Below are 25,281 nucleotides of genomic sequence, written 5' to 3' on the forward strand. Positions count from 1 at the left end.
CGCATATCCAGGGGAAGTCCCTTCCATTCGTTAAGGCCAAATTTCAACCATAAATCGGTTATGCATACCACTTACTGAATTAGTACATAAAGATGGTTTTGAGGTGCATTTTTGAGCTTGGCGTACGCTGTTTGCCATTTCTTCTCTGCTTATTTATGGCATCTCTCGTAATAGCTGATCATCAGCGCTTTATCTGTACTCATTACCGTAAAATTTGGTTTTTCGCCTTTACATACAATGTCGCACGATTTCATATCATGAATTCCGTTAAAATGCATGAGCAGTGACCTTGTGTCACTGCAAAGACTCGTCAGCGCTGGTTGTGTCTGTCCGCACCCCCGAACGTGAAGATATAAGGTGCACCATGATACAGTTGGATCTGATTTGCATCCTGTAAATTATCATCGATAGCCAACCCGGGGAAATCATGTTGTTGGATCAGACCGTATTCTATGTTAGACACAACCGCATACTCTGTGAAATCAGGACTCACCTCATATTTATCGCTGATCATATCTAGCCTTTCGAAGAAAGCCCCCTCATTATTTTCATGCCGCGTTGCCGCCTGGCGAAGGGCATTCAGGTTACGTGTCCTAAGATGAGCTTCACGGTCTGGATCTGCGTATCCTATGAAGTCGGGAATAGGCCATCCCAGCTCTTGAGCTACACGACGCGCGAGAATCTCAGTGGGTCCTAGCTCTATATTACTATCTCTGGATGGATCGCTGGCTCCTGTAACATGATGAATGATCTCGTGAATCAGCCCTTCCTGCCACGATGGCATCTCGTAAGAGTCAGCATCTGGTGCCACACTAAAACTGACATAAGGTTCTTCGTGATCGTCTTCTCCCGCCTCGCAAATGGGGAAAACTAGCTCTTGCCCGACATCGTATTCATATAATTCGGTACACGTCAGTGATTGAATATCATCAACTTCGGCGGGGGATTCTCCGTTGAGTTCGTATTCGTTTCTGTATTTAATGCAACCAAGGTGCACTTCATTATTATGAATGCCATAGCTTACGGCGTCACGAAAGGTCTGTGAGCGGCTCAAAGCATCAAGTACAGTGTTACCGATCATATCGGCCGTATGCTGATCTATGAGCCTGCTACGGCTGTCATGGACGGCGCGAATGACATTTTCGTATAGGTTGCCTAAATCGGCGGTAGAAAATGGTATTCGATTGCCTATATCCAACACGTAATCCGCATAGGCATTGTCCGAATGATTAGGGGCAACGGCAGCAGAGTATCCTTCTTGAGCGGAAAAGTTGAAGCTGGGCTGGAGAGAGGTAATTTTCATGTTGATACCCAATATGATTTTGTACATTTCAGTGTCGCCAACTCGCGAGTACCAAGATTGATTTATCCAGTTCCTTCGAGAATAGGAGCCATTTTTTGCCCTAGTTTCTGGTATCTTGGGCGATGACAGACAGCATAGCTGCCCAGAACATATTTTTATCCCGGCTGAAATAGTTTTCTATCAGGAAAACACATTTTCTCTATAGAGCGCCTGAATGGGGCGTTTGAATTCAACCGGTCCATTCACAGTATTTATACGCTGCGTTACCTGCGCGATCCTCAACTCAAATAGAGCGTAGTTCCCATCGTTCGCAAAACCGTGTCGAATCTTATCACCAGCTCCGTTCGGCTATAGCCAAAGTCGGCGGCAGGAAAGAGCTAACGGGGCGTACCGATATTGAAATCGAGATCAGCAACCAGTGTGACCGCCTGGTTGCCAACGGTATCATTTATTACAACTCCGCGATCCTGTCACGATTGCTGACAAAGCACGAAGCCAGTGGCAACACCAAAGCAGTGGAACTGCTCACCCGGATATCACCGGTTGCCTGGCAGCACATCCTGCTAAACGGACATTACCGATGGGAAGACTATAGATCTCGATACGCTGATTGCCGAACTTGAGCTGTGATGACGGAAATAGACTTTAACGTTAACTCACTGAATCAGAAAATGATCACAAATACCGATAGGATTGCAATACATTTACGCAACAAGCATGTCGTCCGCACGTAATACCAGAAAGTCTGGCTCCAGTACAAACGAACGTTTGTGCAACGCTGTTAAGTCCCAAAAAGTCGATTTATAGGCCAGCCTGAATTTTCGGCGGTTTGGGCGTGGAACCCCAACATAAGTGACCGACAGGGCGGCCACCATAAACTCCACACAGAAGAGTAAATAGTTTCCACTATTCAATGAAACCCAGCTTAAACTGCGCCTTACCGGCCAGTGACACCAGACCCGGGTTCTCCGGATAAGAGGTAAGCAGGGGTAAAAAGACAGCACCGCCAATAATACTCCGGCTGTCGGAGTCTGCCGGTCGTAGCCCCCATATATTCTGGTATGTCATCGGTACATTCTGTCCGTTAATTACCGTATTACCGGTATACAGCATGATATGCCCCTGAATGTATACAAGCGTGGAGAACGGCCTGCCATACTCCGTGAGATAACGAAGCCGTGCGCTGGTATTCTCTTGGCTAAGGTCGATAATCCGGGCTGCGGCCTGTATCTGTTCCGCAGAGTTTCTGGGAAGAAATATACCAAAGGGCATCATGAGGCTGCGCATTTCGGCAGAGCAATCATTATAGAAGTTATAATTTCCCCAGCCATAGGACCTGCCGCTCATCGACTTCATCAGTACAGCCATATTACCGGGCGTCATTTTCCATGGCATGTCGACAAACGCCCCTTCCTTCAGTCTGATCTGGCGAATTTGTGCGCGACCATCACTTTTCCGCACCGGCACAGTAACGTCAAAAAATCCGGGCTGTTTATTCCTGAATGGCATAATGGTTCCGGGGCGTGCAGTAAAATAATACTGTCCTCCTTCATGAACGGAAACCGGTTCTTTAATAAATGCGCCCAGGTTTTTATCTGCCAGCGTCAGCCATTCGGTAACAAACTGCTGATCCACCTCTGCAATATCTTCGTTGTGCACCCACCCGGTGACTGTGGGGGATAAAACGTATTTCCAGCGGCTGTCGCGGCTGACCGCCAGCACGTAGACGGGCGTGCCGGGACGGACTGAGGACATCTGTAAATTGTCAAAAGGGTAGCCCTGCCCGGCCTGACGGGGATCTTCATAAGCCGGGTCATCTGTCGGAAGAACCCTGACCAGCGTTTCCCTGACGGCAATCCCCCGTCCCGAAGAGTGATAAATACGGTCAATGCCGGTGGCAGCGTTGTCTCTTACCTCTAGCTTCCAGCGTTCCGGGTGAACCCTGAAGTTCTCGCCCCAGGAAACACTTTGGTCCCCCAGGTATTTTCTGATGCTAGCATCACGGGCAGCTTCTGCTCCTTTACTCAGGACTGATGCAATGTAAGAAGGGCTCCAGGGAGACTTTTCGCCCGCCCCCATACCAAAATAACGGGATTTCAGGTCAGAAAAATGGCGCTGCTGTGCAGCGGTATCCATAATGGGAACGTTCATACCCGGGCCAGGAGGGAGCCATTTATCGACGGACTGCGGGTAATTGCTCAGCGGGAACAGAGATTTGGTAGGGTCAATATCAACTGCTGGCATATGGCCGGCAGTCATCACGTCATTTAACCCCGGCCTTGGCGGAGCTGTGTGGCATGCCGATAGCAGCAGCGGAACAATCAGGCAAAGGGGCTTTATTCCTTCCGGCATCTGGATTTTTTTCATACAGCAACTCCGGTAATCGGCTGGTCACTCAGCCCGCAGCACGACGATGCACGGTTTCGCGCGCATGTATTCCAGAAACGACGAATCCACCATTTTTCTGTTGGCAGCCAGCGAGGAGGCATTCCTGAATCTAAGTAAAACCGGCCATATTTTTACGTTCACAATCATCTTCCTTAAAGGTAAAAATCTCACTTGTACCTTTAAGGAAGATGATTGTAATTGATACAAAAAAGTGCCATCGGTTGATTACCGGTTGAAAAATCAGGAACCGGATGGTGCGGAATGTGAAGGCCATCACACGACCTGGCTCTGCAGGGTTATCCTGTGGGGCTGATCGCTCAGTGATGCCTGAATGCGAGTGGGTGTCGGAAATCTCGGCGGTTCCGGCGTAGAACCCCATATTGTTCAATCATTTCATCGTGGAAATTATTGTCTGCCGGCCGAGCCAGCTCGTTGACCATTTTGATGGTTCTGTCGTATTAAGGCGTCGTCAGGTAACATGCTGTTTTTTTACGATGTTGCTTGCCCATGTCTCTCATCCGAAAAGCCTTCCGTCGCCTGCATTACCCCACTGATGTTATCGCTCAGTGTGTTCGCGGGTATCTCGCTTATGCCCTCAGCCTGCGTAATCTCGAGGAAATGATGGCAGAGCGTGGCGTTATTGTTGACCACTCCACGTTACACCGCTGGGTCATCCGTCTGGTGCCCTTGCTGGATAAGGTATTTCGACGCCATAAACGCTCAGTAGGTCGTCGGTGGCGCATGGACGAAACCTACATAAAAATCAAAGGTCAGTGGAAATATTTGTGCCGGGCGGTCGATACTGCAGGGCAGACCATCGACTTCCTGCTGACCGCCAAACGGGACGCTGCAGCCGCATTGCGCTTCTTTCGCAAGGCCATTCGTCATCACGGATAACCTGATGTGGTCACCCTCGATAAAAGTGGTGCCAACACCGCAGCTTTAGCCACGCTCAACGCTGAAAAACCTGATGAGGAAGCGATTACCGTCAGGCAGAGTAAATACCTGAACAACCTGATTGAGCAAGATCATCGAAACATCAAACGCCGGATACGGTCGATGCTGGGATTCAAATCGTTTCGACGGTCACAGACGCTCCTGGCTGAGATCTAACAGAGCCACATGATACGAAAAGGGCAATATCAACATTCGCAAAGTGAGGGATTGTCACCTGCGGAACAATTCTTTCTGCTGGCTGCCTAAATAACCGGCAACGCAACTTTTGCTGACTGACCTACATTAATGCGACAGAACCGTTTATTCCTTCATGTTTGCTGTAAGTAATATTTACACCTAAAGAAGCAAAGGGGCAATCCCCCTTTAAAAATGGCTAATTTTAAAAGCGCATGTATTTTAGTAAAAGTACTTCAGTTATCTGTAATATAATAAACCAATGCTGAATCAATTATTTTATCTTCAATTGAGGATATTAATCCTATTTTTATAGCCTCGTCAGGAGTGAACGTTAATCTATTCGATTCACTGTAAAGTATTTCATCTATCTTCTCATTGCTAATGTTAGTACATTTCTCATATGCTCTATGAAACATTTTATTAAATCTATTACTTTCTTTGCTTAAGGCTTGGATGTCACTCGGTCTTACATCACCATTATATTCTATAAATGATGGGTGCAGATAGATACTACCATCAGGTAAAGATTTTCGTTCTTTTGCTGCACACAACATTAATGTTGCAGAAGAGCCTACAGTAGACATGGCAACTGTTGTTACAGGAATTCTAGAGCTTTGAATAGATGATGATGCCATTAGACCTGCATCCATATCACCACCGTAGCTATTTATATAGATATATATTTTCCGAACATTATCTTTTGTATTAATATCGTCAATAGCCTCTATAAGGTTGCTTACTATCTTAACTGTCATATTACCTCTATAGTAAACTTTAGCAACGTCGTTATGTCGCTCTGCTTTTACTGAAAAACTCAGCATTAATATCATTACCAATAAGTTAATACTACTGCGCATTTAACACTCCTTTATTTTATTTTTTTGACTTATACATTTAAATAAAAATAGCTAAATTCATAATTTAAATGAACGTAGCCCGCCTACGGCGGGAGCTAAGACTCTGTTAAAAAGTGACTTTCTTCAGCCATCGTAGCTCGCTATAATCCCATGTATGCACATACCCCGCCCCGCAAAACTCCTCTTCCAAATTGATGATGGCTGGGGCCAGTTACTCGCAAAACACGGCAGATCCGTCCCAGAATGGACCAAGCTCGTCATCGAACGGATGCTTGCTTGCGGTACCAGGGCAATGGGCGTTCGCCGATATTGTTGTGCTTCCTCCCACTGTTCTCACACCAAATACTTCTGCCAAAGTTGCAAAAGCAAAGTGTGCAGCGCCTGTGGCATGAAGGCCACCGAGCAATGGATTGCTGAGCAACAGCATGTTCTCCCCGACTGCGAATGGCAGCACATTACCTTACACCATGCCCGATAAACTCTGGCCCGCCTTTGCCAACAACTGGCCCTTGCTCAATAAACTTTTCGCCTGTGCCGCCAATACTCTGCTCAAATGGGCCAAAAAACTTGGTATCGAAATAGGCCTGTTTGTAGCCCTGCATACCTACGGTCGCCAGCTTAATCAGCATCCCCACATTCATCTGTCCGTCACCCGCGGGGGGCTGTATCTCAAACACGGTGTCTGGCGACCGGTTTACTTCAAAAAGAAAATCGTTGAGCGTTACTGGCGTCAGGCCGTCATCGCCCTGTTGCGGGAAAGCTATGCTGAGCTCGACTTATCCTCTGCTGGCTATGAGCACGTTCGGGATTATCGCGAGTGGTGCCAGTTTCTTGAGGTGCAGTTCCAGCGGCGCTGGAAAATCCACTTTGCCAAAAAGATAAAGCACGCCCGGCAAAACGTCAACTACCTGGACCGTTATCTGAAACGGCCGCCCATTGCCGCCTCAAAGTTGCGCCATTACAACGGCGGAGCCGTTGTTCATCATTACTATGACCACCGGACTCAGCGGCACCGCACACAACGACTTAGCCAGGAAGAGATGCTGTGGCGCTATATCAGTCATATCCCGTCACGGCATTTTAAAATGGTGAGATATTACGGTTTCCTGGCCAACCGCAAACGGGGGAAGTTATTGCCGAGGGTTTATACCGCTCTGGGGATTGAAATGAAGGAAAAACAGCAGAAGCCGGGCTTTGCGTCGCTGATGAAACAATTTACCCATGTGGATCCGTACCAGTGCGTGTTGTGTGGTAGTCGGATGGTTTTTAACAGTGCGGAGGCCGGTATAAAGGCAGAAGAGTTGTTGGCCAGACGTCGGCTGGAGTTCAAAACAGAGCGATGGTTGCGACAGGCAGCATAGGGAAGGTCTGCCTGAAATTTGGATTGGGCATCAAAGCGGTACTTATTTTAATCAATTGTCAGCCTTGCGCTGCCTAATCTGATAAAAATCATGGCCCTATCACCCTATTTTGCCTCTGAACTAAGGGACAACAATGGATCCAACTTCCTAACCATCAAGGGATTGGCCAGAGAGTTCCTACCAAGTTGATGGCCATTAATTTAACAATTAGCGAGTCTGAATCCAGATCGTTAAGTGAACCATGCAGCGGAATCTACTTCGATTGGGAATGGGGCACAGAGCTACCATTCTCATATAGGGGTTCGGGGAGTAACGGAACCCAAAACGCTGTTGATAGGACAATTTGAATGGCTATTTACTTTAAAATCAAGTTATTACTCTTCATTAGCAGCTCTTGGTTATCTTTACTCCCAGTAGTCTGACGCCGACGACGACTCTCATAATACTTCCTGCCCCATTCCCAGTCGAAACGCAACAAAACGGTAGGGCATTATGCCGCCTGTAAGTGCGTTAAAAATACCTCATTCGGAGAGCGATAGCCCAGACATTTTCTCCCTCGCGTATTGAGCAGGTGTTCGAGTGCTGCGACCTTGCGATGGGTGACCTGATTGAAATCTGTTCCCTTCGGGTAAAACCGCCGTATCAGCCCGTTGGTGTGCTCATTCAATCCGCGCTCCCAGGAATGATAAGGGCGGGCAAAGTAGACCGGTGCTCCCGTTATTTTCGTTATCTCCTCGTGCTGGGAAAACTCAGGGCCGTTATCGGCGGTCAGGGTTTTAAACTCGCAGAAAGTATTGGCGACGATGTCCCTGAAAGCGGCGACCACCGTCTCTGCACGCTTGTTGGGCAGTTTGCGAATGATGACCAGCTTGACGGCTTTATCCACCACGGTCAGCAGGAATGACTTCTGGTCTTTGCCAAAAATGGTATCAATTTCAAAGTGTCCGGGCTGTTGTTTGAGGTCCGCTTCGGCAGGCCGGTGCTCAATGCCAACGCGGTTGGGAATAGGACCACGGGTGGCCTGGTCGGTCTGATAGTTATACCGCTTACCCCGATGCGGGAGCTGCTGATACAGGTCTCCGCCGGCCTGGCGCTCCTGCTGGATATAGCGATAGAGCGAGTTCTTGCTGACCGATAAACCAAATTCCAGGAACAGGCGGCCACTGATGACCTCAGGTGAAGTGTGGGTAGACAGCGCCTGCCTGATAAATTCTTAAATGTGCGGTTCAAGCTGGTTAACCACGTTATCCGGACGTGCTTTCTGACGCCGTCCTCTGGCCAGTGTTTCTGCCCTTCTGCAGGAATAAACGCCGTTGAAAGCGGCGTCGGTATTGCGTCTGAGTTCCCGGCTGATGGTAGAGCGCGGAAGCTGAAGCTCCCTGGCAATGGTGGCCTGATTAACCCCATCATCACGACGTTTTTCGATGTAGAACCGCTCTTTCTGAGTCAGATGTTTTCCCTGCATGCAAAGGGATCTCCAGTAGGGCCAGAACGGTGATTTTATCCGGGTCTAGCCAGTGGGTCACTTTGTTGCATTTCAAGTGGGAATGGGGCCCTGGCTATACAACTCTTTTCGCAGTGAGTTATTTGTGTTGTTCAGGAACGTTGACTACCTTACATAGGGGCTTACCGCACTCTCTATTTTATTTACAAGGATCTTTACCATGAAAAAAGCACTCATTATTTCTATTTTAGCATTAGGCGTAACCTCTTTTTCCAGTGTGGCAGCAGATAGCGTAACCATGCATAAAGAGGCGGCCCAGCAACATGAAGCCGCAGCCAAGCAACACAAAAAAGCGGCAAAGGATCATAAGGAAGGCATGCACGAGGAAGCCAAGAAAGAATCCGCTATGGCTACTGAAAATTCAAAAGCGGCTCATGAGAAAACCGTCGCTGCGGATGCTGCAAGCACTCAACACTGATCGTCACTAAACAAGAAAGTGGCTTTATAGCCGCTTTCTTGTTTAGTAGGGGCGTGAGGGCCATTGTAGCAAACGGTTGTTGTACACCCAGTAATCCTCTTCAGTCTTCACGGACACGCGAGCCACGTGATACTTTTCGAGAAAGTACGGTATTGCAGTGTCGGTTACAGCTATATTCATCGTGGATATTTACATAATGAAATACGTGCTTCGACTTCATCGGCCGCTATCACGTTTGTTCTTTGGGACACCGATGTACCTGATAGAGCAGGCCGTGGAGACCGCTGTATGGATCTACCTCAATCTGGCATTCAGTTTGCGGGACATGTGCCGTTCCATCTATCTTGCGCGGTCAGACAGGTGAAGGAGAGCGACAATATCCATAGTTCCCAGGCAAGGATAAGCTCGGGGTTAACCTACTGACTTGTCATTCCCGTGGAAAACCATAGTTTGAAACCAGACCTTGATACTGATGTGTTAACTATCGTTGTTCTGCTTCTTTCCGCTGCTGCGTTCACCCTGTTAGCATGGTGGGCATGGCATTGATGTTGCGGCAACTACAGTGATCCATCGATTGTGGTGGCGTTGATAGTAACCGCCACCTTACACAATCCTTCTTATATGACTCTCCAGTTCGAGCAACTCATTAAGTAAGACATAATGTCCGCCGTGTGCGATCCGAAGAATAGCAGACAGACCAGCTTGACGCTGATGGCTGGCAGTGCTTTGGCGTGGTATTTTGCGATATTGGTACCCGCCCGCTGTATACCCTGAAAACCTTTTTATTCTTGTCGGGTGATGCGCCTTCGCTACCGGTGATCTTGGGGGGCTGTCGCTGATTTTTTGGACCTTGGTGATTGTGACCTCGGTAAAATCCGCCATCTTAGCCATGCGGATTTATAACAACGGCGAAGGCGGGATCCTGACGCTGATAGTGCATAACGGCATGTATATTAAGCACTATTATTATCGATCGGGCCATCAGATAGTTGAAATAAGCCCTACAACCAACAGGAGTCAGCAAGGTGCAATATGTGTCAGGACAATTTCCGTTTGAGGAATAACGGAAACAAGGATGTACTCAGAGCCAATATTCAACTAACGCATATTACCCGCATAAATGATGGCACGGTTATGCAGGGCTTTGAAGCGAATCGAATGTTTCCAGCAACATGGTCATGGCTGCATTGCAATCGTCTTGCTTCGGTGTATCGGCCCGTAGGGCAGTCAATGCACGGTCAATGTCCTTGTCAAGGACGTGCCAATCCTCGGCAGATCGAGGTTTCAATCCCGCTTCGGCCGAATCCCATGCGACTTCTAAATCCTTGATGCGGATCTTTGCTGCGGGCAGATCCCCCTTGTTCACCATGGCAGCAACATCGCTGGCGATGGCGCTAAACGCCGATAAATCGCCGAGCCTGGAGGCCGTTTTGGTCTGTGAGGTTGCCGTGCTCTGAGCCGTTGTAGCCGACGAGGGGCTTTTACCCGCTGGATCGGTAGCATCGTTGCAGCCCACAGCCACAGCCAAAAACAGGACGGTCGAAACCATGGCAACAGGGCGGATGATATAGTCTAGGTTGTTAAACATTACATTATCCTTAATAAGTGAAAAGAGGCTTAATCAGTGGATTGAGAGGATGAGTTTACGTTCAAGCTGAACTGGGCGATAGCCACAAGAATAATGATCACAGAGAGGAACAGGGCACTTGTCCACATAGCCCCCATCCCAAGTCCACCGTAGGTCTTGTCCTGAGTAAGCAGGTCGCCGAGAGATGCGCCGAATGGACGGGTCAAGATGTACGCGATCCAGAAAGTCAGCACAGCATTCCCCCCCATTCGCCAGATGGCGTATGTCACGCCGATTAGCACACCAAAAATGACCGCCCCAAAAGTGAAGCCCAGGCCCAGGGCCTCGGTCGCCAGATCACCTGCCGCGGTCCCCAAAGCGAACGTACACAGGATGGTTACCCAGTAAAATAGCTCTCGCCTGTACGTCACGATATCGTGAATGGACAGAGTACGTTCGACCCGATACCAGACGAAAAAGATCGCTGCAAGCGCCACAGCAAACACAGAGGTGCTGACATACAGACTGATGCCCAGGCCATCGGTAAGCAGGTCGGTGATTTGGGTGCCAACTACGCTGACCAGTACCACCGTCAGCCAGTAAATCCAAGGGGTGTAGCGATGTGTACGTAACTGTATACACAAAGCGACTATTAACAATACGGTCATGACCGTGCGGGTCACCCCCTGCCCCAAGCCCGCATTGACGGCCAGATAATCGGCCCCGGTTTCACCCACCGTAGTAGACATTATCTTGACGATCCAAAATGAAAGTGCGACTTCAGGAACTTTATTGAGCCAGCCGTTTGCTCCGACTGAAGGCCATGTTCTCATGATTTTCTCTTTGTCTGAATAATTGAGCCGCATTCAGTGTAGTCGAGTTTGCTTAGCCCAGGCTTAGGTTAATCACTTTCGTACCGATCAACGTTTGATTAGGCTGGTGAAAAGCCGGTCATGGATACTGCCAGCAAGTTGATAGCATGGTGCTAAATATCCATTAGCAAACTTACGCTACCGACAATCCACACCCCGGAGGGGATAAGCATAAACGTGGAAAAAATGGATTAACATGCAGACTCAATAACAACACTTACAGTGAGAAAACCGCCATTAAACGTCATCGGCGTGGGATAATAAATAGATAATTGCAGAACCGAACCTGCCGACTGGAGCTCCGCTGAAAGCGACGTCAACAGTCATTTTAAATAGCTAAAAATCAACCAGCCATTTACATAGCAGATTGTCCTTCTTAGCCACCTCATTTACGATAGCCAAATTACCTATACTCATTTTGGCCGTATTTTGCGTAAGCCTGTCGGGAATAATCAAATTACTGATTTATCTAATCTTAGCCACTCAATTTACCCCCTTAACTGTCATTCAGGTTCCGTTACACCCCAGACCCCCATATAGCGGAAAAATGCAAAATTGACCTAAATGCCATGGTTGAGAGCGTTAAGTTAGATTGACAAATTTTTGGCGGGTTCCCGCTTACAACCCCAAACTGGGCATTTAAAATCAAATGTCAACCGAGGTCCTGAGTGACACAAACATAACTTTCTCACCAGTTGCTTACACTACTCCTCTCAGTAAAGGATAACTGCGCGCAATCCCGTCAGCGCAGGAAGACACACGTCCCCCCGTTGTAACGGTATAATCATCGGCAATCACTACCGACAGCATTTCCTTACCGTCTTTGTCCATGATATCGAAATGGTTCAACCCATTCCGATCAATCTGAATATTATCCACATACCCCGGGTGGGCTAATTCCTTTAGACGCTCAAACAGCGTCTTCACATCGTCTGGCGTTGTTCCCGCGGGTGGATGGCAGAGTCGATTAATACATTCCAGTGCTTCAGCCTGATGAGTAAAGCAGAAAAAATCTTTAATCTTCTCCCATAAACTCATCTCAGGGGGAATATCCGACATGAGTATATTGTTAATTTTATCATTGCTTATGCAGGCAGGAAAATAGCCGGAACCGATACAAAACGACATTGTACACCCCTTCAACAAACGTTTGTGAATAACTCAACTTTATAGTCGTCGCTAACATACGTTGTGAATAAGGTAAAAGGCTTAATCTATGGCAGATGATGGCTAAATCAGCCACCATAATTGGGGAAGACCTATGTATATAATCTATTGATTAATAATTTAATAGCTATTTAATTTGACCAATTAACGGCGTTTACTGTTCCGTTGCTCCCCAAACCCCAGGATCAACTGGGATCGTTGGGACTGGTAACAAATGCTACTGTTTTATGGAACACGTTGTATATGCAGGAAGCCCTTGGACATATTAATACTGATAGCCAGTCCACTGAAATTAATGAAGAAGATATATCCAGATTATCACCATTGATGCATGGCCATATCAATATGTTAGGTCATTACTCATTCACATTGTCTGAAAATGTGATAAAAGGTGAGCTAAGGCCGTTAAATCAACAGGTTAACGAATATATAGACGCTTAGCGTAGGTTTTCGCCCCATTGGACCTCAAACCCCAGTGCGACATGAGGCTGTATAAATCGTTGTTCTCCGATTCGAGAGAACCGCCTGTATCACCAGGTGAGCCTAGGATCCTGAATAAAGTAGCGGATCTGACAACGTAACAAAACGCACTCTGATGCGTGGGATACAAATCGTGAGAGGCGTGTCTTCCTGACAACCACAGTCGGGTAAGTGCAAGGTAGTCAGCACGGTGAACATAAGTGAATCTACGTAGAACGCGTCACGAGGTAAACAGCGGAAGTGGTTAACACGCTGTGGCCAAAAGGCACCGAGGGTGGGTAGAAGACTATGGGGTTATCTTCTCGTGATCCACATGCCCTCCGCATTCAAGTAGGCACCTAACCTGACACACGAGATATACGGAACATGGTAAGCCCGTAGCGCTCCCTTCGGGAAAGTTGACCGCGAGGCCAACCGATAGCTCTGCGGGTAAAGGATACTGGAAAAAGCGAAAGCCGGACTGTAATGGCCCGGACAGGAGTTTAAACGTTACTCAACGCGAAAGCGTAGCCCACTTCCAGTTGGTCTCTCTTTGCAAGATAGTTTTCAGAACCTTATCAATGAGGTAAAGCAAATGACAGTAACCGGTCAACGGTCTGGTGCAACCTCAGCCTCAGCAAAATGGCAGTCCATCAACTGGTCGGTCATTGAACAGCAGGTTTCAAGGCTGCAAATGCGTATTGCAAAGGCAATGCGGGAAGGCCGCTATGGCAAGGTAAAATCCCTGCAATGGCTGCTGACCCACTCGCATGCCGCCAAATTACTGGCAGTAAGGCGAGTTTCTCAAAACAAAGGCAGTAAAACTGCTGGCACTGATGGTATTACGTGGCGAACCGACAACCACAAATTGGCCGCTGTCGGACAGCTCAAACGGCGTGGCTATCATGCTAAACCGCTGAGACGCGTTTATATTCCTAAAAAGAACGGCAAACAGCGCCCATTGGGCATCCCTTGTATGATTGATAAAGCACAGCAGGCGCTGTATCTGCTGGCTCTGGAGCCGATATCGGAAACGATAGCGGACAAAAACTCATACGGGTTTCGCCCAAAACGCTGCGCGGCCGATGCTGTTGAGCAATGTTTTAAAACGTTATGTAGGAAAACATCTGCACAATGGATCCTTGAAGGCGATATAAAGGCTTGTTTTGACAAAATCGGTCATCAATGGCTCATGGATAATATCCTGATAGACAAATCAATGTTACGCCAATGGTTGTCAGCTGGCTATATCGATAAAGGCTTGTTTTATCATACTGATGCAGGAACACCACAGGGTGGAATTATCTCTCCAACACTGATGTTACTGACACTGGCAGGACTGGAGCAGCGCATTAAACAGGCTGCGCCCAGAAAAGCAGAAAAGGTCAACTTCATCTCCTACGCCGATGATTTTGTGGTCACCGGTGCCTCAGGGGAGTTGCTGGAGAATACAATAAAACCGTTAATTGTGTCGTTCCTGAAAGAGCGCGGGCTGGAACTCTCTCCCGAGAAGACTATCACGACGTCCATCAGACAGGGGTTTGATTTTCTGGGTTTCAATATTCGTAAATACAGAGATAAATTGTTGATTAAACCCAGCAAAGCCAACGTATTAACGTTCATTCGGAACATAAGAGCACTCATCAAATCTCATCCCACAATGGCTACAGGTGAATTGATCAGACTACTCAATCCCAAATTACGGGGCTGGGGAAACTATTACAGACACAGTGTCGCCAAACAAACCTTTGGATATGTTGACTGCCAGATATTCAGAACATTACAACGCTGGGCAAAGCGAAGACATCCGAACAAAGGTGCAAGATGGGTAACCAGAAAGTACTTTTTACCGGAATATGCGCGGCACTGGTGTTTTCGGGGGAAGTCACATATTGATGGTGTGACGCTCTCAGAATATCTTACGCAACTGGTCACTATCCCGATAAAACGGCATACCAAAATCCGCTGTGAGGCAACACCTTATGATCCGACATTCGCCAGTTACTGGAGTTCACGTAAGGAAAATAGGGACAAAAGCCGAAACAGCTGGCATATGTCGCTGGAAACCGCGTTATGAGAAGTTTGCCGGGTAACAATAATTGCCTTTGAGAGGCTTGAGCGGAGTGCGGTGAAAGTCGCACGCTCCGTTCTTAGGAGAGCACAGTCAGGTAACTGGCTGTGCTTATCCGACTAACGTAAACCCCAATGTAATCAATGAAAACTACCCGTTACGATGCGAGGCATTTCCAGAATAGTGAATTAACACGGCTATCTGGCCACGGAGTTATTGTGTGAATCACTTGCTGGCAGTATACCTGCGTCAACAAACGTGCAGCGTGCACAAAGTTTGTCTGATTTTGGTCACCATATTTGATTACTTATGGTGAGTTTGTTAGAGTTTTTACCGAGCAAGGATGGCTTATGTATGAGATTAGTGTGTTGCGTTTGGCACAAAGGGAGCTATTAAAGTTGCCCGCGGGTATTCAGGCGGCATTGATTAAAGCGATGGATGAGCTGGAGGCTTATGGTCATGAATTACGGGAGCCGGAAGTCAGGGATATCGGCCAGGGGCTAAAGGAGCTGCGTGTCAGTGCAAAGGAGGGTATCGGGCGTGGTTTTTTCTTTTACCACGCGAATCGGCAGGTTTATATCATCCATATTCTACAGAAAAAGACGCCAAAAACCCCGAGACGAACCCTGATATTGGCCTACCGGCGTATGAAGGAACTCAAACGGAGATTGCAGTCATGAAAAAACAAGATGATTTTGATGTCATACCCTTCAGTGAGGTGAAAGCCACTGCATTGAGTCAGCCTCAGGTAAATGATGCCTATACCGATTTACAGATCCGGCAGGCGATGATGACTGAGCTGAAGGCGGCTCGTCAGCGATGCAACTTGACTCAGGAGGATGTCGCCCTGCGCGCGGGGCTAAAGAAGCAAAACATTAGCCGCATGGAGAAAGGCATTATTTCGCCCAACCTCACAACTTTAAGCCGTTATGCAGCAGCGTTGGGAGGCACGTTCGTTTTTAAATTCAATTCTGAATCTTCTTGTGTTTCCAAGGAGTGATGGCAACGCGTAATCAGCAAATATGCATGATCACTTAGTGATATTAGCGGCTTTTATCGCCAGCGCCTTTAATCGGTCTTTAATGGCAGGAACGGCTAAGGCTCGGTTATCTGCCAGATAACGATCTTTAGCCGCCGGTGCCGAACTTTGAATCGCAATCAATGACCAACTATTACCTGTTTTCAGCAGCAAGGGTGAGCCACTGTCGCCCGGTAAAGTATCACATTGGTGTGAGAGTACACCTTTCTGAGCCCAGCCAGTGACCAGGCAGTCCTCATGACGATAGAGTGTATCCAGATGATCTAGCGGGTAACCTGCTTGCGTTATCTTGCGGTTAACCAACTTGAGGACTTGAGTCAGCTCAGCCGCGGAACCTTCCCACAACGGTAATGGTTTAATCGGTATGGGCTTTGCGTTAGTTAAGCGGATAAGTGCAAAGTCATAAGCGGCAGCGGCGGGGGGAACAATCCATCCGTCACCATCAGGTTTTAGTTTTTTCCCCAATTTAGTATCAACCAGCGTTTCTAAACTGGTTACCTGATATTTCCAATGGCCGTTATCAGAGATAAAGCGCAAGGCAACGGCGCGATCAATATGACCCGGTGGGGCCAGAACACAATGGCCTGCCGTGAGTGCCAGGCGAGGGGATATCAATGTTGCAGTGCAAAGATTGCCGCTTGCAGTTTCAACCTGCCCAATCGCTTGCCACGGCCATTGGTTACTATTGGTTATCGCTGTCCGATCATCTTTGCCGAAAAATAGCGTAGTTTGATCAGCGATAGTGCTGTCAGCATCTTGCTTCTCCGCAGGAGAGCGCGCTAACGCGGTAGTGACCGAAAAAGGCAATAAACTTAATAGAAATAATGACGATAAGCGCATAAATAATCAGCCCTGCTTTTTTCTGATCGAGGAGTTATCCATTAAACACTCCAGAGGCGTTGCTAGCTAAACCAAACAGCATTTAAGTCTCTAAGTTACTTTGATTTCTAATCGATTCATTGTTCGGTATCGCTAACTATAGACAGATTCAGTCGCACTGTGCATTGCCAGTAATTATTTTTTTGATAACGCTAGAGTTTTTGACTATAAATAAAAAAATAATGTGGTCAGACCGCATATAACTAAAGTCGCCAAGGTAATTTCAAATAAATAACGGCGCAGCATTATCAGCACTCCTGATAAAAAACACCCGGCAAAAACCGGGTGTTGAGTGAATTAGCTGTTACAGGTCAATCGAGGCCGTGAGTTTTCGTTTTCTCGATTCAAACCCTACTATTTTACGGCAGGGGTTGCTGTCGTGGGCGCTTTACTGTGAGTCGTTTTTTTATGCTGTTTTGGGGCTGCTTGTGCCTTTTGTACAGGGGCTGTTTTATCTGTTTTTTTCATCGAATCAGATTTCATCGATTTTTTAGCTTTTTCGTGATGCACAGTTTTAACAGGAGCGCTATGTGAAGGCGCTGTAGCCGTTGGTGCCACCATGTCGGCAGCAAAAGCGCCAGAAGATATACCCATGCTCGCAGCAACAATCAGAGCTAATAGTGTTCTCATGATTTATTCCTCAGTGTTCTATTCTAAAATCGGCCCGTTGGGTCGTTATAAACAGAGTAGAGGAATCATCTCAAACCTTCCGTGAGTCATTGGTTTCGGCTTGTAACCGATTGTACAGGGTAGATTGAGTGAGTTATGTAGCGTTACTCCTATTTTAGTTACAACATACAATATATGGCGCGTACTACAAAGTGCTCAATGCCAGTAAGTGCACATTTGAACGTAAGGTGGGATCTGTTTTTCATCAGGGAGAAACTAAGATGAATAACTACATCACTAATGAATACGTTGCTCGTGACGAAGAGATCTGGCAGACACTATTGCGTTGGCTTATCAGGTAACCCTCTGTGTCGATGCCAGTACATTACGGCTGCTGTTGGCAGGTAAAGGACACCTATTCACTGGCTATTATCGCAAAGACGTCGAACTTTTGTTATCGCAATAAGCGACCAAGCTGGCGGGGCGCTTTACTCTGCCGACTGCCCCTCGCGGAGCAGTGCTTCAATAACCCGCCAAACTTACATTGGATTAGGTGAGTTTAAGATAAGTAGCGCCGTTCCAGATGCTCACGGAAATAACGTGGGTTAAGCGGTTCACCGGTGGCTTTGCTCATCAATTCGGCGGTTGAGTATCGGCTACCATGTTGCCAGATGTTATTTTGCAACCAGTTAAACAGCGCACGAAGATCGCCAGTCGCAATACTCTGGTCTAACCCTGGAATAGCCTCTCGGGCGGTTTGGAATAACTGAGCTGCATACATTGCCCCTAAGGTATAAGTTGGGAAATAACCAAATGCGCCGTCGGTCCAGTGAATATCTTGCATACACCCGTTACGGTAATTACCTTCGGTGCTAATCCCAAGATATTGCTGCATTTTTTCGTTCCACAGCACAGGGATATCATCCACTTCAATCTTACCGGTAATCAACGCTTTTTCTATTTCATAGCGCAAAATGACATGAGCAGGGTAGCTGACTTCATCGGCATCAACTCGAATAAAACCAGTCTTAACCCGTTGATTCAAATTAATAAAGTTCTCTTCTGCAAAAGCAGGTTGATCACCAAATTGAGTTATCACCAACGGGCGGATCACTTGCAGGAACTCATTGCTACGGGCTAACTGCATTTCAAATAATAAGCTTTGAGATTCATGAATCGCCGTTGATCGGGCATGAGAGATGGGCTGTCCTAACCACTCGCGTGGCAAGTTCTGTTCATAACGAGCATGTCCGGTTTCATGCACAATCCCCATCAGCGCGCTGAGAAACTCAGATTCATTATAACGGGTGGTAATACGTACATCCTGAGGAATACCACCACAGAATGGGTGAACACTGACATCCACTCGCCCGCCATCAAAGTCAAAACCCAACAGGTTCATAACACTCAGCCCCAGCTTGCGCTGTTTTGCCACATCAAACGGCCCTTGTGGTATCAGGCAGGACGCATTTGCTTGTTTGGCTGTAACCTTTTGTAATAGGGCGGGAAGCCACTGTTTGAGATCACCAAAGATACGGTCAAGGTCAGCACTGGTGGTCCCCGGTTCGTAGAGATTCAATAATGCATCATAACCTGAAGTCCCCGCCGCTTGCGCGCGAATGGCCGCTTCTTCCCGGCTGAGTTTGACCACCTCTCGCAGATTCTCTGCAAAACCGTGCCAATCATTCGCGATACGTTGCTGCCGCCAGGCATGTTCACATCGTGCACCGGCCAGTGATTTTGCCTCAACCAAGGCTTCCGGTAGCAAGACGGCATTGTCGTAATGACGGCGCATTTCGCGCAAGTTGGCCCGTGCAACGTCATCCAATGATTCAACGTCTGCTTGTTTTAGCCATTCACCGACTCGCTTGTCCGTTAGAATTTGATGCTGCAATACATTTAGCTCCGCCATCGCCTCTGAGCGGGCCAGGTTACCTTTTGGCGGCATCATGGTCTGCATATCCCATCCGGCAATGGCGGAGAGATGCTCGAAGCGGGAAAGGCGGGTAAACGTGGTACGTAAGTGTTGATAAGCGGTAGTCATGTCGCTCTCCATAATAAAAATTGATATCCGTCTAGTGCGTGAATGAGTCCTGCTCAGTAGGCAGTGAATGGGTGTTCTTGACTGGCCAACAGAAGCGGAAACTGGCCCCACCTAATGAGCTGGCATCGACAACGAGGGTTCCCTGATAAGCCAGCGCAATAGAGTGGACGATAGCTAAGCCCAGCCCGCAGCCACCGGTTGCGCGATCACGGCTGGGGTCAAGGCGAACAAACGGCTCGAATACACGGGCGCGTTCTTCCAATGGAATTCCCGGCCCATCATCTTCCACTTGCAGGCAAGCGTTATCACCATCAAACCACAACCCAATACGCAGCCGTTGACTGGAGTAGCGCAGGGCATTGTTAACCAGATTATCCAGCACTCGTTCCATTAAACGCAGGTCAACCACACCAAAGTCACCACGATGAGGGATATCAAGTTCAATTTCACGTTCTTGATGAATCAAGCGCATGTCCGTGACCTTGGCCGCTAACCATTCGGGTAAATCGATAGGTTCGAGATTAAGCGAAACCTGTGGTCTATCCAGGCGCGCATAGGTGAGAAGTTCATCAATTAGCGCTTCCAACTGGCCAATATCGTGATTCAACGCCTGTTGCTCACTTTCAGTCAGATTATCGCTCATGGCTAAACGATAACGCAGGCGTACCAGTGGAGTGCGTAATTCGTGGGCAATACCGTCAATAAGCAGTTTCTTGCTGACAATCAAGGTATTGATATTGTCCGCCATTTGATTAAATGCTACCCCCAACCGATTAAGGCTGGATGTGGGATCAAAATGTGTGCGCTCATCGAGATAACCGGCTCCCAAGCGCTGGGCGGCATTCTCCAATTTAAGCAGATCTTTCCAGTGCGGCCGCATCCAAAGAAATACCGGTAGCGCCAAGGACAGACCAATAAGAAGTAGTAAGGCTAAGTCGAGCAAACGCATTTGATGCAGATAAAACAGATAAGGCACTGGGCCGACAGCAAGGACATAGTGGCTGCGCGGGATGCGTTGTAAAAAGGTATATTCATCATCTAAGGCAATGATTTCGCCCGCCCGCAGGCGCTTATTCAGGCGCTCACCGAGATCACGTTTATCTAATGGTTCTATATGCAGTTGAAAGGACAGGTTTAAATCCAGCGTGGCAATGGTTTTATTCCAATCTTTTAGCGGAATTTCCCGCAATTCGCTGCGCATCAATGACAACGAGCTTTTCATCAAATCGTCCAATGATTGGCGACCCGCTCGTTCTGCGGTGATTTTGTAGACCAGCCCGACCAACATCGCCATCACCATAAAGCAGACGAAGAGCAATAAGAAAAACTGGATAAAGAGCTTTCTCATTGCTGCATTGACTCCCAGGCATTGGGCGCAAACAGATAACCTTTATTGCGCACCGTTTTTATGCGGAACGGTTCAAGGGCATTGTCATACAGCTTGCGGCGTAAGCGGGAGATAGCCACATCAATGCTGCGATCCATTCCGTCATAGCTGACACCGCGCAGATTCTTCAGCAGAGCTTCTCTGTCCATAATGATTCCGGCATGGGTGGCCAGTTCCCATAGCAAATCGAAATCAGATGTTGATAAGGTAATTTCTTCATCACTGAGATTTACTTGTCGATTCACCGGGTCAATACACAGCAGGCCAAAGTGAATCGCATTATGATTGGTCAGCACCGGGCTAAGGGGGTCTTTGGTCTGCTGCTGGTGTTGCCGCAGATGTAAGCGCAATCGGGCCAACAGTACCGCCGGGGGCGTGGTCTTCAAAATGTAGTCATTTGCGCCCATCTCAAGGGAGAGAATATGGTTCATATCACTGTCCAGTGAGGTCAGTAATACGATGGGGCCGTCATAGTTTGGCCGCAGATCGCGGCAGAGCGTCATGCCATCTTTGCCAGGTAACATGATATCAAGCAGCACCAGATCCGGTGCTTGTTGTTCAATAACCGCTTGTGCCGTATCACCGCGTGGTTCAACCAAAACATCAATGTCATGTTTGCCAAGATAGGCCGCAATCAGTTTTCCGACCTCCGGGTCGTCTTCCACAAAAACAATTTTGGTCATGATTTTCAGTTTATAAAAGTATCAGGATTCAGCATAGCGTGCTGTTGATGGCAATGCTACGGACAGTAACGCATTATGCCGGTTAATTAAGACAAGTGACTGACTGCTAGACAACTGGCAAATTATTTCATTATATTAATGAAATTGATTTCATCGTCATCTCTATTTGTTGCGCCTACCGTTTATAGTTCAATACCTGAGATTAATGAATACCTGAGATTAATAAACACCTGAAACTAATGAATAGTTGTATTGTTCAACCGAGGACTAAGGGATGAGTGGCGAACACGTCAGCGCACCACCGTACGGTGAAAAAGTCTGCTTTGATTACACGGAGTTTCTTGCAATATCATGTAAAAAACGCTGGAGTTTTATCGAGGCTATTTATGGCGTGATGCCAATTTTTGGCATGGTAGTGAAAGCGCAAAATGCGTTGAAAAGGACACCACAGGAGCAACTTACCGCGTTAGCGCTACAGGTTTTATCAACTCAGCTCAGTGATGAAACCAATATTATTCGGTTAATTCGGCTGGCTGAACAGCAGGGCATCACGGCTTTGGATATCCAATTACCCTACCCGCTGGAAACGACTCAAATTGGGGCAATTAAGCAGCGGTTCCCAACATCAATGGGGCTGAGTCAGAAGGGGGAATGTCTGTCGGTAAATTTATCGCTGGTCGCAGAGCCGTTATGATGACTTTGCTAATTCGCAATGGACAGGCTGTTTTGGCGTGATTGACGTTTGATGACCAAAACACCCCGAGCCTGCCCATTTGCATTATTAATGCATCATCAGCCAGGTGGCGGGAACCGTGGCGATGAGCACCAGAGAGATCGCGGCTCGCTCTAATTTATTTAGCAGTTTAAGCCCTTCATGCCCTCTGCGTGCATAAATAAACACCAACAACCCAGGGGCGTACAACAGCACCGACAGTAATAGATACAGCAATCCGGCGGCGTAAATTAACCATAAACCATACAAACATGCGCCACTGGCGGCCACAATTAAACGCCAGTCTTGACGTTTCAATGCCACCTTAAATAAGAAGGCACCCACCAGAAAATAGGGTATCAGGATCATTTCTGAAGCAATGGTGAGTAAGGTATTGTAATTGCTGCCGGTCAGCCAGATCAGAATAAGCGCCACCTGAACCGCACAGTTGGTCAACCACAGCGAGGGTGCCGGTGCGCTGTTCTTATTTTGATGACGGAAAACTTTCGGGAATGCACCATGCTTCGCCGCAACCATCGGCACTTCTGCCGCCATAATGGTCCAGCTTAGGTAAGCGCCACAAACGGAAATAATCAGCCCGGTCGCAATAATTAGCTCACCCCACGGGCCAATCATTTCAACCATAATGCCTGCCATTGAGGGGTTGCGCATCGCCGCGAGTTCCGCGCGCGGCACAACACCAAGTGACAATAAGGTAATCAGCAAATAGACACTGAGAGCGGACAGTACCGCCAACATGGTGGCGCGCCCGACATCGTTCTTGTTCCGTGCCCTGGCGGATACCACCACCGCGCCTTCCACGCCAATAAAGACCCAAAGCGTAATCAACATCGTGTCTTTAACTTGCTGCCAGACCGGGGTATGTAAGGCGATGCCGGTAAAGTCAAAAGTAAATGTATCAAGACTGAATGCCAGCCCTGCCAAAACAATAAAACCGCCAATCGGCAACAGTTTTGCCAGCGTCGCCGCCAAATTAATACTGGCCGCGGTCTGAACACCACGCAAGACCAGCGCATGGACTAGCCATAGCAGGCAAGATGCGCCCAGCAATGCCTGCCAGGTATTGCCTTCACCAAAAATGATGCTGCCCGTCTTATCGGTAAAGAAACTTAAGGCGGCAAAAACAATCACTAAATATGAGACGTTGGCGATCACCGCACACAGCCAATAACCCCACGCAGAGAAAAAACCGATCAGGTCACCAAAACCCTCTTTGGCATAAGTAAATATTCCGCCATCGAGATCAGGGCGCAGCCGTGTCAGCAACAGCATGGCAAACGCAAGGAAGATGATTCCAACGCCGGTAATACTCCAGCCGATAAGCAGCGCCGCTGGGCTGGCCACTTCAGCCATGTTCTGCGGCAAACTAAAAACACCTGCTCCCAGCATTGAGCTGAGGACCAGCGCCGTCAGCGCGGTCAGACCGAGTTTTTTTTCCAATGAGGGTTCCTGATTTTAAAGTATTAATGAATGGTGACTGACTTGTTAGCAGCATTATATGAGGCGAATTCAATAATGCTTGACAGATAATAGCCCCAAAATTTTCGGGAGATTTTACGGAGTGAGGGGGGATCATGCAATGATTGGTTATGCGATTTAGGCAAAAAATTATTCAGTCGCATCGGATAGGCTAAGTAACAGAAATAACAAAGGCAGCACTGGGCTGCCTTTGGGATGACCTTACGCTGATTATTTAAACAAATCAGCGCTAACGGAGAGGTTGCCACCGCTTTGGTTCTGCCACTGGCGGGTAATATGATAATACTTCGCGCCTTTAGCCGCAGCACGCTTGGCCACTTCATGAGACACATCGGTCATGCTGTTATAGTGACCGCTAAAGCTAACGGAATCAAAGGGCACCATCTGAGCGGCGGTGGTGTTATTCAATTCCTGGATCTCAGAACCATCAGGAAGCGTTACAGTGTAACGCTTACCGGTAGAGGATTGTGTCTCAAAGAAACGGCCAACATCAGCACTTGGCGTACCGGAAGAGGCCACACCCGGAATTTCAACATTAGCAGCGGCGGCACCGCCTGCGGCCAGGGCTGCACGGCCAGCCTCTGAATCGGCAGGGATAACATCCGGGCTTTGAACAACACGCTTGGCGGCATCCGCTTTATAAATATATGCCGTCACAAACTGGTTGCCGCCTTGGTTAGCATCAACCTGACGCACGATAAAGAAGGAGTACGCGCCTTTCTCTTTTGCTGCTTTGGAAATGGCATCGCTGATATCAGGCTGGCTGCGGAAGAAGCCGCTGACAGACACGGTATCGTAAGGCTGAAGTGTATAGGCTTCAGTTTTTGGCAATTCTTTAACGCCATTAAAGACGCGATACTGAGTCTCTTTGCTGACTTCAGCGGCATCTTTATGATAAACATCGGCCGTTACACGCCAGTTGCCGCCATTGTTGTTGCTGTTAATATCTTGGATATAGAAGGAATCGGCACCCAACTTGTCAGCACGACGCGATATCGCATCTGCTGCTTCATTGATTGCATTAAATCTGCCTGTAATAGTAATGCGATCAAACGGCTTAATGGCTGCTGCTCGCTCTGGTGTTAACTCTTTTGCCGCATGAGCAGCAGAAAGAACCGTGAGCGATAGCAATGCCGATGCGATGACCGTGTATTTCAGCTTCATAAAAAATCCTTTCGCCTTGCGCATTAACGTTAATACGTGCGGAACAATTGATGTGTAACAGAATAGCAGATGATTATTACATGTAATAATGGCAAGTGTCTCAGCAATTTATATGACCAAATGTAGTAATCGTGACGTCTTGCTCAACAATACGTTACCTCAA

The 25,281-nt window shown here is 47.8% G+C and carries 21 protein-coding genes and 6 pseudogenes; 10 read left to right on the plus strand and 17 right to left on the minus strand.

Annotation, left to right across the window (positions count from 1 at the left end):
• Window positions 1–310: 310 nt before the first annotated feature.
• Window positions 311–1,330 carry a M85 family metallopeptidase gene (locus AT01_RS01785; protein ID WP_144404901.1) on the minus strand — a complete coding sequence of 340 codons (1,020 nt, stop codon included), beginning with the start codon at window positions 1,328–1,330 and terminating at the stop codon, window positions 311–313.
• Between the two features lie 195 nt (window positions 1,331–1,525).
• On the opposite strand from AT01_RS01785, the pseudogene AT01_RS20430 reads away from it, so the two are divergent.
• Window positions 1,526–1,933: pseudogene (locus AT01_RS20430) on the plus strand (Tn3 family transposase); the annotation flags it as partial.
• Window positions 1,934–2,209: 276 nt separating this feature from the next.
• Here AT01_RS20430 and AT01_RS01790 read toward each other — a convergent pair.
• From AT01_RS01790 to AT01_RS21525, 3 genes and pseudogenes are all read right to left on the minus strand, one after another.
• On the minus strand, window positions 2,210–3,655 hold the full coding sequence (locus tag AT01_RS01790) for an SH3 domain-containing protein (RefSeq protein ID WP_042548451.1): 1,446 nt from the start codon (window positions 3,653–3,655) through the stop codon (window positions 2,210–2,212).
• Between the two features lie 39 nt (window positions 3,656–3,694).
• Window positions 3,695–3,799 (minus strand): annotated as a pseudogene (locus AT01_RS21520) (DUF1460 domain-containing protein); the annotation flags it as partial.
• 1 nt (window position 3,800) lies between these two features.
• Window positions 3,801–4,070, minus strand: a complete 270-nt coding sequence (locus AT01_RS21525; RefSeq protein ID WP_042545838.1) for a hypothetical protein — start codon at window positions 4,068–4,070, stop codon at window positions 3,801–3,803.
• 128 nt (window positions 4,071–4,198) lie between these two features.
• On the opposite strand from AT01_RS21525, the pseudogene AT01_RS20435 reads away from it, so the two are divergent.
• Window positions 4,199–4,894 (plus strand): annotated as a pseudogene (locus AT01_RS20435) (IS6 family transposase).
• 164 nt (window positions 4,895–5,058) lie between these two features.
• On the opposite strand, the gene AT01_RS01810 reads toward AT01_RS20435, so the two are convergent.
• Window positions 5,059–5,682 (minus strand): ClpP family protease, encoded by a 624-nt coding sequence (locus tag AT01_RS01810; protein WP_042545840.1) that lies wholly within the window; start codon window positions 5,680–5,682, stop codon window positions 5,059–5,061.
• 154 nt (window positions 5,683–5,836) lie between these two features.
• Here AT01_RS01810 and AT01_RS01815 point away from each other — a divergent pair.
• Window positions 5,837–7,043, plus strand: a pseudogene (locus AT01_RS01815) (IS91 family transposase).
• Between the two features lie 490 nt (window positions 7,044–7,533).
• On the opposite strand, the gene AT01_RS20445 reads toward AT01_RS01815, so the two are convergent.
• Together AT01_RS20445 and AT01_RS22095 are read right to left on the minus strand one after the other, a co-directional pair.
• Window positions 7,534–8,250, minus strand: coding sequence for an IS30 family transposase (locus AT01_RS20445; protein WP_200889097.1), 717 nt, complete (start codon window positions 8,248–8,250; stop codon window positions 7,534–7,536).
• A gap of 6 nt (window positions 8,251–8,256) precedes the next feature.
• The gene (locus AT01_RS22095; RefSeq protein WP_042545843.1) at window positions 8,257–8,508 is read right to left on the minus strand and encodes a helix-turn-helix domain-containing protein; all 252 of its coding nucleotides are present in this window, start codon (window positions 8,506–8,508) and stop codon (window positions 8,257–8,259) included.
• A 199-nt stretch (window positions 8,509–8,707) separates the two neighbouring features.
• On the opposite strand from AT01_RS22095, the gene AT01_RS01835 reads away from it, so the two are divergent.
• Together AT01_RS01835 and AT01_RS20450 are read left to right on the plus strand one after the other, a co-directional pair.
• On the plus strand, window positions 8,708–8,965 hold the full coding sequence (locus AT01_RS01835; protein WP_042545844.1) for a hypothetical protein: 258 nt from the start codon (window positions 8,708–8,710) through the stop codon (window positions 8,963–8,965).
• 711 nt (window positions 8,966–9,676) lie between these two features.
• Window positions 9,677–9,899 (plus strand): annotated as a pseudogene (locus tag AT01_RS20450) (KUP/HAK/KT family potassium transporter); the annotation flags it as partial.
• Window positions 9,900–10,097: 198 nt separating this feature from the next.
• Here the strand turns inward: AT01_RS20450 and AT01_RS01845 are convergent.
• The 3 genes from AT01_RS01845 to AT01_RS01855 all read right to left on the minus strand — a co-directional run bounded on the left by AT01_RS01845 (window position 10,098) and on the right by AT01_RS01855 (window position 12,532).
• Window positions 10,098–10,553, minus strand: a complete 456-nt coding sequence (locus tag AT01_RS01845) for a hypothetical protein (protein WP_042545846.1) — start codon at window positions 10,551–10,553, stop codon at window positions 10,098–10,100.
• 29 nt (window positions 10,554–10,582) lie between these two features.
• The gene (locus tag AT01_RS01850; RefSeq protein WP_042545847.1) at window positions 10,583–11,365 is read right to left on the minus strand and encodes a COG4705 family protein; all 783 of its coding nucleotides are present in this window, start codon (window positions 11,363–11,365) and stop codon (window positions 10,583–10,585) included.
• A gap of 738 nt (window positions 11,366–12,103) precedes the next feature.
• Window positions 12,104–12,532 carry a hypothetical protein gene (locus AT01_RS01855; RefSeq protein WP_052489931.1) on the minus strand — a complete coding sequence of 143 codons (429 nt, stop codon included), beginning with the start codon at window positions 12,530–12,532 and terminating at the stop codon, window positions 12,104–12,106.
• A gap of 219 nt (window positions 12,533–12,751) precedes the next feature.
• Between AT01_RS01855 and AT01_RS01860 the strand changes: the two are divergent.
• The 4 genes and pseudogenes from AT01_RS01860 to AT01_RS01875 form a co-directional block, all read left to right on the plus strand.
• Window positions 12,752–13,012 (plus strand): annotated as a pseudogene (locus AT01_RS01860) (Tn3 family transposase); the annotation flags it as partial.
• 613 nt (window positions 13,013–13,625) lie between these two features.
• Window positions 13,626–15,107 carry a group II intron reverse transcriptase/maturase gene (gene ltrA, locus AT01_RS01865; protein ID WP_042545833.1) on the plus strand — a complete coding sequence of 494 codons (1,482 nt, stop codon included), beginning with the start codon at window positions 13,626–13,628 and terminating at the stop codon, window positions 15,105–15,107.
• 344 nt (window positions 15,108–15,451) lie between these two features.
• Window positions 15,452–15,781, plus strand: coding sequence for a type II toxin-antitoxin system RelE/ParE family toxin (locus AT01_RS01870; RefSeq protein ID WP_042545849.1), 330 nt, complete (start codon window positions 15,452–15,454; stop codon window positions 15,779–15,781).
• Window positions 15,778–16,101 carry a helix-turn-helix domain-containing protein gene (locus AT01_RS01875; protein ID WP_042545850.1) on the plus strand — a complete coding sequence of 108 codons (324 nt, stop codon included), beginning with the start codon at window positions 15,778–15,780 and terminating at the stop codon, window positions 16,099–16,101. The genes AT01_RS01870 and AT01_RS01875 overlap by 4 nt, the downstream gene beginning before the upstream one ends.
• A 30-nt stretch (window positions 16,102–16,131) precedes the next feature.
• On the opposite strand, the gene AT01_RS01880 is transcribed toward AT01_RS01875, so the two are convergent.
• From AT01_RS01880 to rstA, 5 genes are all read right to left on the minus strand, one after another.
• A complete protein-coding gene (locus AT01_RS01880; protein ID WP_042545851.1) occupies window positions 16,132–16,980 on the minus strand; it encodes a trypsin-like serine peptidase in 849 nt (282 codons plus the stop codon).
• 393 nt (window positions 16,981–17,373) lie between these two features.
• Window positions 17,374–17,649: an acid resistance repetitive basic protein Asr gene (gene asr, locus AT01_RS01885; protein ID WP_042545852.1), complete on the minus strand. Its 276-nt coding sequence runs from the start codon at window positions 17,647–17,649 to the stop codon at window positions 17,374–17,376.
• 538 nt (window positions 17,650–18,187) lie between these two features.
• The gene (locus AT01_RS01890; RefSeq protein ID WP_042545853.1) at window positions 18,188–19,672 is read right to left on the minus strand and encodes a carboxypeptidase M32; all 1,485 of its coding nucleotides are present in this window, start codon (window positions 19,670–19,672) and stop codon (window positions 18,188–18,190) included.
• Between the two features lie 31 nt (window positions 19,673–19,703).
• Window positions 19,704–21,020, minus strand: a complete 1,317-nt coding sequence (gene rstB, locus AT01_RS01895) for a two-component system sensor histidine kinase RstB (RefSeq protein WP_042545854.1) — start codon at window positions 21,018–21,020, stop codon at window positions 19,704–19,706.
• Window positions 21,017–21,742, minus strand: coding sequence for a two-component system response regulator RstA (gene rstA, locus AT01_RS01900; RefSeq protein ID WP_042545855.1), 726 nt, complete (start codon window positions 21,740–21,742; stop codon window positions 21,017–21,019). Before rstA ends, rstB begins: the two co-directional genes overlap by 4 nt.
• Before the next feature lie 274 nt (window positions 21,743–22,016).
• Here rstA and AT01_RS01905 point away from each other — a divergent pair, with 274 nt between their 5' ends.
• On the plus strand, window positions 22,017–22,436 hold the full coding sequence (locus AT01_RS01905) for a hypothetical protein (protein ID WP_042545856.1): 420 nt from the start codon (window positions 22,017–22,019) through the stop codon (window positions 22,434–22,436).
• Between the two features lie 87 nt (window positions 22,437–22,523).
• Here the strand turns inward: AT01_RS01905 and AT01_RS01910 are convergent, their stop codons facing one another.
• The gene (locus AT01_RS01910; RefSeq protein WP_042545857.1) at window positions 22,524–23,915 is read right to left on the minus strand and encodes an amino acid permease; all 1,392 of its coding nucleotides are present in this window, start codon (window positions 23,913–23,915) and stop codon (window positions 22,524–22,526) included.
• 249 nt (window positions 23,916–24,164) lie between these two features.
• Complete coding sequence (gene ydgH / locus AT01_RS01915; protein WP_042545858.1) at window positions 24,165–25,118, minus strand: DUF1471 family protein YdgH; 954 nt, start codon at window positions 25,116–25,118, stop codon at window positions 24,165–24,167.
• Window positions 25,119–25,281 lie beyond the last annotated feature (163 nt).

The organism is Yersinia aldovae 670-83 (genome assembly GCF_000834395.1).
GTDB lineage: Bacteria > Pseudomonadota > Gammaproteobacteria > Enterobacterales > Enterobacteriaceae > Yersinia > Yersinia aldovae.